Origin of the sequence: Brevibacillus antibioticus (assembly GCF_005217615.1) — a bacterium.
GTDB lineage: Bacteria > Bacillota > Bacilli > Brevibacillales > Brevibacillaceae > Brevibacillus > Brevibacillus antibioticus.
Genome location: NZ_SZNK01000001.1, coordinates 402,293 through 416,221, shown reverse-complemented (window position 1 = coordinate 416,221; position 13,929 = coordinate 402,293). Strand labels below are relative to the sequence as shown.

11 protein-coding genes are annotated in these 13,929 nt (G+C 48.9%); 2 read left to right on the top strand and 9 right to left on the bottom strand.

Going from position 1 to position 13,929, the window contains the following annotated elements:
• Nucleotides 1-28: 28 nt before the first annotated feature.
• Both E8L90_RS01930 and E8L90_RS01925 read right to left on the bottom strand, forming a co-directional pair.
• On the bottom strand, nt 29-1,309 hold the full coding sequence (locus E8L90_RS01930; RefSeq protein WP_244297135.1) for a nucleotide sugar dehydrogenase: 1,281 nt from the start codon (nt 1,307-1,309) through the stop codon (nt 29-31).
• On the bottom strand, nt 1,302-2,285 hold the full coding sequence (locus E8L90_RS01925; protein ID WP_137027763.1) for an NAD-dependent epimerase: 984 nt from the start codon (nt 2,283-2,285) through the stop codon (nt 1,302-1,304). Before E8L90_RS01925 ends, E8L90_RS01930 begins: the two co-directional genes overlap by 8 nt.
• 192 nt (nt 2,286-2,477) lie before the next feature.
• Between E8L90_RS01925 and E8L90_RS01920 the strand changes: the two genes are divergently transcribed.
• Nucleotides 2,478-4,016 (top strand): glycosyl hydrolase family 28-related protein, encoded by a 1,539-nt coding sequence (locus tag E8L90_RS01920; protein WP_064201139.1) that lies wholly within the window; start codon nt 2,478-2,480, stop codon nt 4,014-4,016.
• Between the two features lie 56 nt (nt 4,017-4,072).
• Here E8L90_RS01920 and E8L90_RS01915 read toward each other — a convergent pair whose 3' ends face one another.
• Together E8L90_RS01915 and E8L90_RS01910 are read right to left on the bottom strand one after the other, a co-directional pair.
• On the bottom strand, nt 4,073-4,468 hold the full coding sequence (locus E8L90_RS01915; protein WP_137033230.1) for a hypothetical protein: 396 nt from the start codon (nt 4,466-4,468) through the stop codon (nt 4,073-4,075).
• Between the two features lie 112 nt (nt 4,469-4,580).
• On the bottom strand, nt 4,581-7,619 hold the full coding sequence (locus E8L90_RS01910; protein ID WP_137027762.1) for a DNA translocase FtsK: 3,039 nt from the start codon (nt 7,617-7,619) through the stop codon (nt 4,581-4,583).
• A 171-nt stretch (nt 7,620-7,790) separates the two neighbouring features.
• On the opposite strand from E8L90_RS01910, the gene E8L90_RS01905 reads away from it, so the two are divergent.
• Nucleotides 7,791-9,065, top strand: coding sequence for a hypothetical protein (locus E8L90_RS01905; protein ID WP_137027761.1), 1,275 nt, complete (start codon nt 7,791-7,793; stop codon nt 9,063-9,065).
• A 63-nt stretch (nt 9,066-9,128) separates the two neighbouring features.
• Here E8L90_RS01905 and cysC read toward each other — a convergent pair whose 3' ends face one another.
• The 5 genes from cysC to E8L90_RS01875 form a co-directional block, all read right to left on the bottom strand.
• A complete protein-coding gene (cysC, locus tag E8L90_RS01900) occupies nt 9,129-9,734 on the bottom strand; it encodes an adenylyl-sulfate kinase (RefSeq protein ID WP_137027760.1) in 606 nt (201 codons plus the stop codon).
• Between the two features lie 39 nt (nt 9,735-9,773).
• Nucleotides 9,774-10,913 carry a sulfate adenylyltransferase gene (gene sat, locus E8L90_RS01895; protein ID WP_137027759.1) on the bottom strand — a complete coding sequence of 380 codons (1,140 nt, stop codon included), beginning with the start codon at nt 10,911-10,913 and terminating at the stop codon, nt 9,774-9,776.
• Nucleotides 10,914-10,954: 41 nt separating this feature from the next.
• Nucleotides 10,955-11,671, bottom strand: a complete 717-nt coding sequence (locus tag E8L90_RS01890) for a phosphoadenylyl-sulfate reductase (RefSeq protein ID WP_137027758.1) — start codon at nt 11,669-11,671, stop codon at nt 10,955-10,957.
• 73 nt (nt 11,672-11,744) lie between these two features.
• The gene (locus E8L90_RS01885) at nt 11,745-12,602 is read right to left on the bottom strand and encodes a sirohydrochlorin chelatase (RefSeq protein WP_137027757.1); all 858 of its coding nucleotides are present in this window, start codon (nt 12,600-12,602) and stop codon (nt 11,745-11,747) included.
• A gap of 426 nt (nt 12,603-13,028) precedes the next feature.
• Nucleotides 13,029-13,796 (bottom strand): potassium channel family protein, encoded by a 768-nt coding sequence (locus E8L90_RS01875; protein ID WP_137027756.1) that lies wholly within the window; start codon nt 13,794-13,796, stop codon nt 13,029-13,031.
• Nucleotides 13,797-13,929: the final 133 nt, after the last annotated feature.

Sequence of the window (13,929 nt, the reverse complement as noted above, 5' to 3'; positions counted from 1 at the left end):
CAGGTGATCGTTATTCAAAGAATGGTCATCATAAACGCCACAGGCTAATTTCTGCCGGGCATGTTTCGCGATTGAGCACGCTTTTCACATCTGCGATGACACCTTGCCCCTGATACAAGAGTCCACCAAGCTCCTCCCATCCCAGATGCAAATATCGCTCATGAGGTACGGCCAATACGATTCCGTGGGCAGGCTGCAGGTCTTCCCACTCTCGCAGTTGAATGCCGTATTCCTCTCTCGTCCGCTCTGGACAAGCCAATTCATCTGTCACTTGGACCTCTACTCCGAACTCCTTTAGTTCCTGAACAATGTCGATGACCCGACTATTGCGAATATCCGATACGTTTTCTTTAAAGGTGATGCCCAAGATCGTAATTCGCGAGCCTTGAATCGCAATGTTTTGCCAGATCATTTGCTTCACGAGTGAAGTCGCGACGAACTTGCCCATTCCGTCATTGATCCGTCGTCCAGCCAGTATGACCTGCGGATGATAACCAACACTCTCCGCTTTGTATGTCAAATAGTACGGATCGACGCCAATACAATGACCACCGACGAGTCCTGGAGAGAACGGAAGGAAGTTCCACTTGGTCCGAGCGGCTTGGAGAACATCTGTCGTAGAAATACCCAAGCGGTCAAAAATAATCGAGAGCTCATTGATCAAGGCGATGTTGATGTCGCGTTGCGTGTTCTCAATCACTTTAGCTGCCTCAGCCACCTGAATCGAGGGTGCTTTGTGAATACCTGCTTCTACAATCAACCCGTACATCTCGGCAATCGTTTCACACGTCTGGCGATCTTGCCCTGACACGACCTTGACGATCTGAGACAATCTTCGTTCCCGATCCCCCGGATTAATTCGTTCAGGTGAGTAGCCGACGAAAAAATCAATCCCCGCCAGCTTTCCAGACGCTTGTTCCAATACAGGAATACAAATTTCTTCTGTTGCCCCTGGATAGACTGTCGATTCATAGACGACGACGGTCCCTGAAGTCAGGTGTTGCCCAACGCTTTTGGACGCGAGAATGAGTGCCTGCATATCGGGCCGTTTTGCAGAATCGACAGGAGTGGGTACCGTTATGATGATAAAATCGCACGCCGCGAGACTTGCAGGGTCATCTGTATACGTGATGTTGGCTCGCTCCAGCTCATCTGTAGTCATCTCACCGGTTTCGTCCATCCCGCTCTCCAGACTGCGTATGCGTCTTATGTCTATGTCAAAACCCACCACTGGAAGCACTTGCCCAAAAGCAATCGCGACAGGCAGTCCTACATATCCAAGACCTACTACTCCCACTTTTTTACGCATGAGCCACACCATAATAGCTGACGTACCAGTCTACGAAGCGAGATATCCCCACATCGACTGGTGTTTTTGGGCGAAAGCCCGTCGCCTCATACAGAGCTTCCACTGACGCATAGGTAGCAGGAACATCCCCCGGCTGGATGGGCAAATAGTCGCGAACTGCCTTTTTCCCCAGCTTCTCTTCCAAGATCGTCAGAAACGTAAGTAAATCGATTGGCTGGTGATTCCCGATGTTGAAGACCTCATTCGGCGCCTTACTCCCCTCCCTTTGGGGGATTCGATTCATCAGTCGCAACATCCCTTCGACGATATCGTCCACATACGTAAAGTCCCTCGTCATGTTGCCATAGTTGAAAATGCGGACAGGCTCTCCCGACAAAATCGCCTTGGTAAACGTATAAAGCGCCATATCGGGTCGGCCCCACGGACCATACACCGTAAAGAAGCGAAGTCCCGTCGCAGGCAAGCCGTATAAATGACTATAGGTATAGGCCATCAGTTCATTGGCTTTTTTTGTCGCTGCGTACAAGCTGACCGGCTCATCTACGGGATCATACTCCGCAAAGGGTAGCTTTGTATTCCCTCCGTAGACGGAGCTAGAGGATGCGTAGAGCAAATGCTTGACCCTCGACCATCGGCATCCTTCCAAAATGTTTAGAAACCCGGTGATATTGGAAGTCGTATAGGCATGAGGATTTTCCAGACTGTACCTGACGCCCGCCTGAGCGGCCAAGTGAATGACAGTCTCCGGCTCCATTTCTCGGAACAACTCGTCCATTTTGCTCTGATCTGCAATATCCGCTTTGACAAAACGAAATAATGGATACGCTTGGAGAATTTCCAGTCGGTTACTCTTCAAGACCGGGTCGTAATACTCATTGCAATTATCTACCCCCCACACCGTCTGTCCTTGTTCCAAAAGCCGTCGTGCTACATGAAAACCGATAAATCCAGCTGCACCTGTCACCAAAATCGACATACTATCCACCTCTTTGCTTATTCATACGGAGGTTCTAGGACAAATATGCCAGTCGTTGCCCAAAGTTTATGGAACACATTTTTATGGAGTCCATGCCCTTTTTACTAAATGGTTGTCAACATTTGAGAAATGGTTGAATGAAATGAAAAGAAGACAATCTTGTCTACCCATTTTTTGGAGGGGAATGCTTTTATGTGGATTGATGTAAAAACGTACGGAGCAAAGGGGGATGGAGTGACCGACGATACCCAAGCAATCCAGACTGCATTGACTGCTGCTCTGAACCTGCAAATTCCATTATTTTTCCCTGCTGGCACCTATATCATTGAGCCAAACAGACTGGAGGTCATCCTAGGAGCAGGAAAAAGCCTAGTGATGCAGGGAATCGGTCCTTTTTCCGTAATAAAAAGGAAAGCGAATTCAACTGCCGCAGATTGGCGCTGGCTGTTCTCGATTACGTCCGCGGGTGGGGATGCTGATTCTTTTGTGGTCGCCAACCTGAAGATCGATTCCAATGCAAGAGCAAACCCGCTACCACCCGACCCTTACGATTACGAGCATAGCACCGATTTCTACATTCGTGGTGGCGGTCCTAGCAGCTATATCAATTACGTAGCACTACAACAAGTATGGTGTACGGATGGAGTCGCTGACCATTTTTACTTTGCCGGGGAAAAAAACTGCTATGTTCGCACTGTGCAAATTACCGATTTTTACAGCGACAACCGCAAGCGCACACGCTCAGATATTACCGTAACGGGGGGCCTAGAGCGGCTGAATGCAGCGAATGTAGCATGTGATCGTTTTGAGGTCGAGCTCAATCAAGGGTACGATGGAGCCACACCCATGTTCGTAAACCTGACCAATATCTCTTGCCGTCAACAGCTCGACTTGGAAGGAGATTTGTCCTCCCCAATGGTCGTGCAAGGTAGTCATCTTGTTTCGCTCGCTAGCTTCAGTCTCACTGGCATGACAGGCTGTATCAGCTCCTCGGTTTTTTATACGGCACCTGAACAGAAAAATCGGGTGAACTTTATGAAAAACATGACATTCAGCAATTGTCGCTGGGTCTTGCATACGACCGCACAAGGAAGTACCAAGACGGTTGGTACTGGTCTCACCGTGGATTATTCAGATGTAGGGCTTGTATTTGATGGCTGTAGCTTCGAGGCCAATGATACAGCGACTTCCATCGGCGGCTATGCCTTGAGCTTGGAGCCATGGGAAGTGCTCGCCGAGAGACAAGTTACTGTGAGAAACTGTTCGTTTGACCCTCGACTGACCCAAAACATTTCATTGAACCGCTGCGGAAATGTCTCCCTCATAAACAACCGTTACTCCGGGTCCGATCACGCCATCATGCTCTACGGCACCGGAACATACCCATTGGTAGTCACCGTGGATGGTGGCGACTTCAGCCAGGTTACTGGAAAAATGTTTTATCACAAGTCATCGGATAAAATAACCCTCTCCATGAAAAACCTCCCTGTTCCTGTTTCCCTCACTAGCGGCTACAAATCCGAAAACTCTTCCTTTACCCCAATTGTTTCCATCAATGAACGTGTTGTGTATGTCGCAACAGCCCCCAGCGCTTCCGTCAAATACGGCGGTATCAAAGGCGATACTCTGCGCTTGATCACTCCTGTAAACAATCAACCCTGTGAATGGATTGCGACTACGACAAATAAGACTGCCTGCACCTGGTTAGTGACCAAAACGGCCAAAAGCTAAAGGGAATGAAAAACATCCATCTGGCCCCTCGTTGTGGGATAGATGGATGTTTGTTGTTAGGCAATACGCTCCAAATCCGGATTGTATCGTTTCACATAGGTATAAATTTCTTCCCCAAGCAATTGCGTTCTCACTAGCCCATCTGCCTGCTCACTCAAATGCTGGGTGAGTTGATTCGTTCCATTTTCGATGCGTCTTTTGGCAGCCTCAGGCAGCGTCAATACATGCGGTACGAGCAATTGCAGGTACCAAACGCCCTTGTCTTCCTCGGAGACATCGATCTCCAGCTCCATGTCCGAACTGTCGAAATCGTACAGCTGGTTAAAGAGCGACTCCCTTTTTTCCAGCGTCAATACGGTAATGTCGATTTTCTCCACGCTCAAATAATACTCTTCATTGAACAAGACAATTTTGTCGTCAATCTCCTGATACTTTTTCGCCAGCGGATTCATCGTCATCGTTCCTTTCCCTCTCACATCTATCCTATAGCATACTACCTTACTGAATATTTAGGCAACTCGTCCGTATAGAAAGGGCCTTGCTCCATGCAAGACCCTCGTTTTTTTACAGGAGTGACGACGATCCCTCCACTACGGCTTGTGCGTCCTCCTTGGAAATAAGAACAGCGCGAGCCTTACCGCCGCTTTGTCCTGCGACGTACCCATCTGCCTCCATCATTTCGATGAGACGGGCAGCACGATTATATCCGACGCGGAAACGGCGTTGCAATCCAGAGGCAGAAGCTTGTCCCTGATCGGCCACAAACACGAGCGCTTCTAGATACAACGGATCATCTCCGCTGTCAAACGATGCAACCTGCTGTTCCAAATCTTCTTTGCTGAAAATGTACGCAGGCTTTCTCTGCTTTTTGATCATGTGTGTGATTCGCTCGATCTCGTCATCCGAGACAAAGTTCCCTTGCAGACGAACCGGAGTCGTGCCGCTCTCAAGGAACAGCATGTCCCCTCTACCCAACAGTCGTTCTGCTCCTGATTGATCGAGAATCGTACGCGAGTCAACTTGGGAGAATACGGCAAAAGCAAGACGAGTCGGTACGTTTGCCTTGATGTTTCCGGTAATGACATCTACGGATGGGCGCTGTGTCGCCAGAAGCAAATGAATACCGCAAGCACGTGCCTTCTGAGCGATCCGGATAATGCAATCCTCCACATCCTGCGGCGAGACCATCATCAGGTCAGCCAACTCATCGATGATAATCACAATATAAGGCAGCTGATCATCTGTCGTCTGATTGTAGCGGTCAATATCACGAACACCCGCATCTACAAACAGTGCATAGCGCTTCTCCATTTCTTCCACGGCCCACTTGAGTGAAGCCGTTGCCTGCTTGGCCTCCGTCACGACAGGCGTAATCAGATGCGGCAAATGATTGTAAGGGGCGAGCTCTACCATTTTCGGATCGATCAAGAGCAATCGCACCTGCTCAGGAGTCGCTTTGTACAGCAAACTCACGATGATCGAGTTGATGCAGACACTTTTACCCGAGCCTGTTGAGCCAGCAATCAAACCGTGCGGCATCTTTTTAATATCCGCAATAATTGGCTCGCCGCCAATGTCCATACCGAGTGCCACCGCCAGTGGAGATGAATGCTCCTGAAACTTGTCTGAGCTGATGATCTTTTCGATTAATACAGGCTGGCTGGACATATTCGGGACTTCGATTCCGATGGCATTGCGTCCTGGGATCGGTGCCTCGATGCGAATATCTTTGGCAGCCAAATTCAGTTTGATATCGTCAATCAATCCCGTAATCTTGTTCACTTTTACGCCTGGAGCCGGTTGCAGCTCAAAACGTGTCACAGATGGGCCTTTGACAATCCCTACTACCTGAGCGCTGACATTGAAATTCGCGAGCGTCTCTTCCAATAACAGCTTTTGAATTTGGGTATGCTCATCGTCATCATCGCTGACCGGCGGGCTCGGATTCAGCAGTCCCAAATCCGGCAAGGCGTATGGCGGCTGTGCTGACTCTGCTCCATGGTCAGCTTCATTGGACGAGTCTATTACCGGAGCTGACGCCGGTTGATTCGTCATGGATGCCTGAGACATGTTCACGGGCTGTGCAGCGGATGGAGCAGGGACAGGGACCGTTTCTGCAACAGATTCTGCAACTGGTTCTACAATCGGTGCCACAGGCTCCACAATCGGTTCCACAATTTGTTGAGCAATAGATTCAGGTTCAGTTGGCTCAGTAGGTTCTGGTTGCTCTGGTTGCTCTGGCGTATCTTCGGAAACCGAACCCACTTCTGCTGAACTGAGCACCTCAGATGAATCTACTTCTGCTCTTTCTAGCAAACGGCTAATTGCAGATGCATAGGCAGGCGCTTCGACACCTTCACTCTCTAGCTTTGTTTCGACTTCTTGATTCTCCTCCCCAACAGAAGGAGACTCCACGTTATCGCCATCATTCTCACTCTCTACCTGCACAACCGCACTGAGTGTAGTGATCAGTCTATGCTCGGCTTCCTCATGGGCTAGTCGCTCTTCCATCGTTTGAGAGTAGTCTGTCGGCTCTGGTTGCCCCATAGACTCCGATACCTCTTCTTCGGAATTCTCGCTCCCCATTGAATCTGCAAGCTCTATCTCTTCAGCTTGTACCTCTTCTTCCTCATTCTCCAAAGCTACAGTCTCTTCGACTGTTGGCTCAAAGGCATCAGAATCAGAATCTTGTAGATCTGTCGCTTGCGACTCCGACTCCGTATCTATTATTTTTCCTGCTATTTCTTCTGTTACCGTCTCTTCCATTTGTAAGGAAGCAGCAACCTCTCGTTCTGAATCAAGAGCTGTTTCCACAGCAGACTCCGAAGCAGTTTCTTTTCCTTCGTTATGTACAGATTCATCTACTACAACATGCTTTGGTTCATTTTGCTCAAAAGAAGCAGACTCTTGCTCCTCTGGAAAATATCGCTCGCTTATCTCTTGTTCCCACTGCTTCATCTGCTGCAAATGCTCTTCTTGCTCCAGACGCGGATAAATGATGCCCGCAGTCGTATGAATCCGATGCTCTGCCTCGCGTGTCGCCGGAGTTATCTTCCCATAAACAGGGGAAACGATTTCAGACGGCTGATAAGCACGCTTTTCTTCTGTAGAAAAAACGGGTCTCGTTACTTTTTCCGCTTCTTTTTGCGGCACACGGTTTGGACGCTGCGGTATCTCGCTGTTGTTTTTGACAAGCTCAGGTTTCTTTTTCTCGAAAACGGGCTCTGTCTTGGTTTCCAGCACGCGTTCAGTTACTGGTCGCACCGATTCGCGCTTGGGCTCGAATCGCTCACGAGGCACCTGCTGGCGACTGCGTTCATTCGATTCGGCAGGATTTACGCTATGATTACGCTTCTTGTCCAAATAGTCATCCGGGACAACTGGAAAACGAAATTGACGCTCTCTTCTTTGACGCACATTGTCTTCTATATCTCGATTGTTTACCCGTTCTTTTGGGTATATGTTTTTTGTTTTCGCCTGAGGCTGACGGGGAGCGGGAATACCTGTTGGGTTACTCGTACCTGCTGGGCGACCTTCTTCCTCTACCTCTTCTTCTCTTTCTCCCTGAAAAAAGTTCATCAGCTTTTGAAGCCACGACCACATGTTGCAACGCCCTTTCTTCACTAACCATCTTTTACCCCTTCATCTTACCATGAAAACGGGGCAGAATTAGCCGGATTGTGATTTTTTTCCGTTTTTGCGAAACCTTTTCTCTATTTGTGCGTAGAAGAAAAAGGGAATAAAAAAATAATATACATAGGGGAGGAACCCATCATGTGGAAAAAAGGTAGCGCCCTTCTGGTAGCAGGTACAGTATTGCTGACCGGTTGTGCGGGCGAGGCATCCCTGGTGCGTGATTCTATCGTAGCGACAATCGACAAGCCAAACTATGATTTTGAAAGCTCCTTGAAGCTGACAGGCGACGTTGAGAAATTGCCTGAAGCATTCGGAGAACCAGTTGACAAAGAAGGCAAAGCGTTGTTGTCTGCTTTGAAAGCAGGCGTAACAGTAAAAGGCTCTCAGCTGGATCAGGACACTATGAAGTTTCAAGTGGAAGTAAAAGACGACAAGCTCCTGCGCGACAACAAGCTCTGGACAGGTGACAAAAAGGCATCCGTAGAAACAATCATTGACGAAAATAAATTCTACGTGAAGTCTCCACTGGACAGCAAATACTTGGTAATCGATTCGAACGCATCGAATCCTTTCATGGCTCAGCTAGGTGGTTCCGATGCTGCTAACGCTGCGAAGCTGAAGGAATACCAAGACAAAATGAACAATCTTACTTTCAACTTTGTGAAAAAGTATGTAAGTAAATACGGCTATACATTGGCAGACGCGAAAAACCATGGCAAACAATCCGTTACATTGCCGAACGGTGAAAAAGTAGAAGCCACTCATGTAACTGTAAAAATCGACGCAAAAGAATTGGTAAAAATGTTCTTCTTCACAGCTAACGATGCAGTAGCTAGCAAAGAAGTAAAAGATTTTGCGATCGATATGATGGTACTGACTACTTCCATGACAGAAGATCTGTATCCAGAAATGGGCAAGAAAACTACAGAAGCTGAGAAGCGCGCAAATGCGGAAGCGATGGTAAACGAAGGCATGGCTGAAGCAAAAAAATGGTTGGATGAAACAGGTAAAGTATACACACCTGAAAAAATCGTAGAAGAAATGAAAAAAGAAGGCTTCCACAAGCTCGCTTGGAACCTCGACTTCTACATCGACAGCAACAAAATGCCTGTAAAACAAACAAGCGACTTGAGCGTAACTTTCCAAGCGCCAGAAATGAAGCAAGCTGTAACAATCGGTCTGTCTGCTGATCAATACGCATACAACTTCGGAAAAGCAACCAAGTTCGCTGCGCCAGCAAAAGATGCTGGTCTGACTGTAGAACAGCTGGTGAAAGATCAAAAAGCAATCAACAGCTTTAGCGACAAAGGCTTTGTTCGTCCAATCGCTGAAGGCATGGTTGATCAACAAAAATGGATGGAAGAAATGACTGAGGATCTGGAAGCTGAAGAAGCAACGGCCACTAAGAAGTAATATTTTCCCTCACGAAGAAAGCACGGCGCCTCTCGCGTCGTGCTTTTTTCCATATCCATAAAACTAGAGAATCTTGTGCCTTTCCAGGTATGTAAGGACAATCTGGGCAGCTTCTTCAATCGTCTGCTTGTCGCTCTCAATGACCAACTCCGCTTGAACAGGCTCTTCATACGGTGCTGATATCCCCGTAAACTGATCAATCTCCCCGCTTCTCGCTTTTCCGTATAGTCCCTTCACATCCCGGCGCTCGCACTCTTCCAATGAACATTTTACGTATACCTCGATGAATTCTCCTGCCTCTACCAGATTGCGCGCAAGCTCCCGGTCTTCCCGATATGGAGAGATAAACGCGGTCAAGGTAATCACGCCTGCATCTACGAACAGCTTCGCAACCTCGCCAATTCGCCGAATATTTTCCCGTCTGTCCTCTACCCCAAACCCCAATCCGCGGTTTAAGCCGTGGCGTATATTGTCACCGTCCAGTACGTAACTGGCTAGCCCTCTTTGATGGAGTTCCTGTTCGACTGCATTGGCCAACGTCGATTTGCCAGCACCAGACAGCCCCGTAAACCATAAGACACAGCTTTTGTGGCCTGCACGCTTTTGACGGTCTTGTTTGGTTATCGTCGTCGGATGCCATACGATATTCACGGTGCCCTCTCTAGTCATCGTCTCTCTCCTCTCTTACAACTGCTTTCTTCCAACCGATTATACGGACACCGATCGCAGCCCTTCGATCAATACCCGTGCAACCTCAGGACGGCTAAATTCAGGCGGCGGAGCCTCTCCGCGCGACAGCATTTCCCTCACCTTTGTCCCGGACAGCGCGACATGATGTTCGCTATCATGCGGGCATGTTTTGGTAGAGGCCATATTTCCACAGGTCTTGCAATAAAAGCTGTTCTCAAAAAATAATGGCATAATCCCTAGTTCCTCTGGCTGGAACTGGCGGAAAATATGCTGGGCATCGTACGTCCCGTAGTAGTTACCAACACCCGCGTGGTCCCGGCCTACAATAAAATGAGTGCAGCCGTAATTCTTCCTTACCAATGCATGAAAAATCGCTTCCCGCGGTCCCGCGTAACGCATGGCAGCCGGGAACACGGCCAACTCTACCCGTGTAACCGGATAGTATTTTTCTAGCAATACCTGATAGCTGTTCATCCGCACATCAGCAGGTATGTCATCTGCCTTCGTTTCGCCCACAAGAGGATTCAAAAACAGACCGTCGACGATTTCGAGAGCTGACTTCTGAATGTATTCATGCGCGCGGTGGACTGGGTTGCGTGTCTGAAAGCCGACAATCGTTTTCCAGCCCTTCTCGGCAAATCTTTCTCTCGTTTGTGCCGGATCGAAGTGATAGCTGGCAAAACGCCCTTTTTCGGTGCGCTTTACCAACGTAATCGGGCCACCCAAATAAACGGCGGGGCGCTCCAGCAGCTTTTTCACCCCGGGATGATTCGTATCGTCGGTACCATAGACGAGCCGAGCTTCTCGCTCCTTGTCAGGTGAATAAATATCGGTGATCTCAAGAATGCCATACACCGAACCTTGATGGCTCAACCGCACCTTGTCTCCGATTTGCAAGGCTCCTGCGACAGGGGTCGAGACCGGAAGTGTAATGGGAATGCTCCAAACCGTACCATCTGCCAGCCGCATCTGCTCAACGACAGAAATATAATCCGCCCGATTGAAAAATCCCTCAAGCGGACTGTAGCCCCCAATCCCGATTAACTCCAGATCTGCGAGTGCAAATGCATCTATCTCTACCTCATGCGTAGTCACCGATAGGTCTGCCTGTGGATCAAAACGGTTTACCAGCTCTCCCCCGTGTGGTTTCCCACTCATACAAAGCCCCTCCTATCCTTGGTTTGTTCTTCTCTTTCTCGTTACCTTGCGAGATGCAGGCCACATTCTGTTTTCCCTGCTTGCGCCCAGCGCCCTGCCCTCAAATCCTCGCCCTCTTTTACAGGACGTGTACAAGGAGCGCAGCCGATGCTTGGATAGCCCTGGTCGTGAAGAGGATTGTACGGCAATTCAAATGTTCGGATGTACTGCCACACTTCTTCCGACTTCCAATGAATGAGCGGACAAATTTTTAGCGACTGGAATTTTTCATCGCGATTGATAAAATCGACATTCGCTCTCGTGGCAGACTGCTCTCTGCGTAGTCCTGACATCCATGCAACCGTTCCGTTCAGCACACTTTCCATCAGCTGTACCTTGCGGATATGGCAGCACATATCCGGCTGCCTGCTCCACAATTCTTCGCCATAGAGGTCTGCCTGCTGTGCTAGCGTAATCTCCGGCTGCTTGATCGTTAGCTGCAACGCAGGATACCTCGCTCTCACCTGCTCAATCAAGCTGTACGTCTCGGAAAAGTGGAGATTGGTATCCAAAAAAGTGACCTTGGCATCCTTTTTCACATCGCTGATCATATCAAGCAGCACCATGGCCTCGGCCCCAAAGCTACAAGAATAAATCAAATCATCTGAAAATGTTTGGTAGGCCCATTTGATTACATCTATGGTATCGCCCATTGCGAGACTATTATTGATGGAAGCGAGTTGTTCCTCTGTCGCTGACGCATAATTCAGCTGGCTCATGTGCCCCCTCCTTGATCATTCAGCGTTCGATCTCCCTTCTTACGAACCAGTCGTCGACAAGCCATAAGCTCGTTTATATGGATCGCGTTACCTGCATGGCTGCATGGCTGCTCACGGATTGCCAGCCCACTTCCACTGCTTTCTCTCTGCCATGTTCGTACATGCTCCTTTGTGTAAGGATGTCAGTTACCAATGCCATTCGAATCGATTGACTCATCCAGTCGGCAATCAGCGGGTGGGGCAAGTACGCACTGCCCTCATAGCGATAAGCCAAGCCCGCAAGACGCTTCGGGATAGCTTGTCGCGTGAAGTAGCCCTGGCTAACGAACAGAGGAAGCACGAGGACATCCCCTTTTTGTACAAGTTCACAGGCTTGGTCGTACAGTGTATCGGGCCTCAGTGTCGCATATCCGGCAGCGGCAAATGCATAGCGGTTTTGCAAGCGGAATGTCAGTCGCAAGAGCAGCTTCTCCCAGCGCTCATGACATCCAGGCAAGTCACTGCCGTGCCCGACGAGCAACAAAGCCTCCCGACTAGGTAAGCGCGATAGACTTTCGATTCGCTCTGCCACGATCTGCTCGACGTTTCGGTGATCCTCCAATGGCGGACACCAGAGAATTCTTGCCTGAACTGGAACCCGAATCAGGTCTGTCTCTCCTGTCGGCCACGGGTCTAGTCCAAGTATCACGCGGATTTCCCCTACGTGATTGCTTCCTGCCGTGGCGAATAGCGGAACGACGACAATCGTTGTCGCTCCTGATACTTCCAGACGTCTCACTTCATCGCTGATGCTTCGTCCTTCCACTCCTCCCAGGAAAGCTACCCGAATTGGCAAATCGGCGCGGCACTGCCAAACGGCTGATTCCACCAACGCCAACCAGTCAGGATCGGATGAACCGTGAGCAATTACCAAAACCGCTGTTTTCGCCATCGGATAACCCCTTTATCCAAATTTATTTTAGTAATTCATATATGTTTACTCGGAATTATAATTGGGATAGATTGCCTCGTCAATAACAAAATCATATTTCACTTGAACATAGTGGTTTGGGACGTTGCTATAGGTGAGGGAAGAAGTTCATTTCCAGTCTGCGCTTCGGCCTACGCCCTGCACGGGGGATTGACTGTCCGCTTCGGAATAAATGGCGGGAGCGCTTCAAACGTAGACGTTTCAGAGAGGTATTCCATAAGTGAAGCTTAAATTCCCCGCCATTTATTCCTACGCTTGGTCGGGCTCCAGAGGCGCTTGGACTGGAAATGAACTTCTTCCTGCGCAGCTTTTTAAACACTATGAAAGTGATTCAAAATGGAAAGAAAAAAGCTGCCAGGCCTAATGCCTGACAGCTTCGCTTTCCACTTATTCCTCGCTCTTTTTCCTCGTTCGACGATACAGCAAATCCATACTTTCTTTGAGCGTCTCATACTCTCGCTCGGTCAAGTTTTCGATCTGTCGGATATTTGTGATCGTCTGCTTTTTGATCTCTTCGGTCAAGCGATCTTTCTCATCCGGGCTTTTGCTTTCATGTGTCTCTGTCCAATGCGTAGCAAAATTCGCCGTCAAGGCTCCCAGCATTCCGATCCCCGTGATCATCAAGATCGCGGCCATGATCCTTCCACCTGACGTCACAGGCGAAATATCACCGTAGCCGACTGTCGTGGTTGTCACGATCGACCACCATAACGCATCCGGGAAGCTTTTGATGTTCTCGTTTACACCGTATTCGAGCAAATAAATAGCAGTTGAGCTCCACAGCATGATGATCGTGACGACGCCAACTACTTGTCGCATTGGGCCTGATTGAATGATTCCCAACAAAAACGGCGACGCACGCACGATACGCACCAGCCGAAGCACACGCATGATTCTGGCTAAATACAAATAAGAGTCCAATGGGATCATTGCGATCAGATCAAACCAGTTGGCAACAACGAATTTTCGTTTGTCTTTCGCCCTCCATAGCCGGAACAAATACTCGACAATCAGCAGAATGATCAGCCCAGTGTCTACCTTGTTCATCAGTTCATCCGTCAACAGAGGATGATTAGAGAAGTCTGCGAACAATAGGATCGCATACGTAATCACAAGCATAATGATAAAAATCTCATACATCACGCGCCAGAACAAAAAGACTCCTCCCTGTGCCCATAAGTGCCTGTTCAAAATATGATCTGTTCGCATCGAAAAAGAGGCGAGAACCGGAAGCGGGAGGAGCTAAATGTAGGGAGCCTACACGAGCACCAGACTTCGAAGGTGAACG

What these genes read in the sequence shown, in the direction of transcription:
- E8L90_RS01910 (WP_137027762.1), bottom strand. Translation starts at nt 7,619, where the DNA reads ATGTGGTCGTGGCTTCAAAAGCTGATGAACTTTTTTCAGGGAGAAAGA.
- sat (WP_137027759.1), bottom strand. Translation starts at nt 10,913, where the DNA reads ATGAGTGGGAAACCACACGGGGGAGAGCTGGTAAACCGTTTTGATCCA.
- E8L90_RS01885 (WP_137027757.1), bottom strand. Translation starts at nt 12,602, where the DNA reads ATGGCGAAAACAGCGGTTTTGGTAATTGCTCACGGTTCATCCGATCCT.
- cysC (WP_137027760.1), bottom strand. Translation starts at nt 9,734, where the DNA reads ATGACTAGAGAGGGCACCGTGAATATCGTATGGCATCCGACGACGATA.
- E8L90_RS01905 (WP_137027761.1), top strand. Translation starts at nt 7,791, where the DNA reads ATGTGGAAAAAAGGTAGCGCCCTTCTGGTAGCAGGTACAGTATTGCTG.
- E8L90_RS01930 (WP_244297135.1), bottom strand. Translation starts at nt 1,309, where the DNA reads ATGCGTAAAAAAGTGGGAGTAGTAGGTCTTGGATATGTAGGACTGCCT.
- E8L90_RS01925 (WP_137027763.1), bottom strand. Translation starts at nt 2,285, where the DNA reads ATGTCGATTTTGGTGACAGGTGCAGCTGGATTTATCGGTTTTCATGTA.
- E8L90_RS01890 (WP_137027758.1), bottom strand. Translation starts at nt 11,671, where the DNA reads ATGAGCCAGCTGAATTATGCGTCAGCGACAGAGGAACAACTCGCTTCC.
- E8L90_RS01920 (WP_064201139.1), top strand. Translation starts at nt 2,478, where the DNA reads ATGTGGATTGATGTAAAAACGTACGGAGCAAAGGGGGATGGAGTGACC.
- E8L90_RS01915 (WP_137033230.1), bottom strand. Translation starts at nt 4,468, where the DNA reads ATGAATCCGCTGGCGAAAAAGTATCAGGAGATTGACGACAAAATTGTC.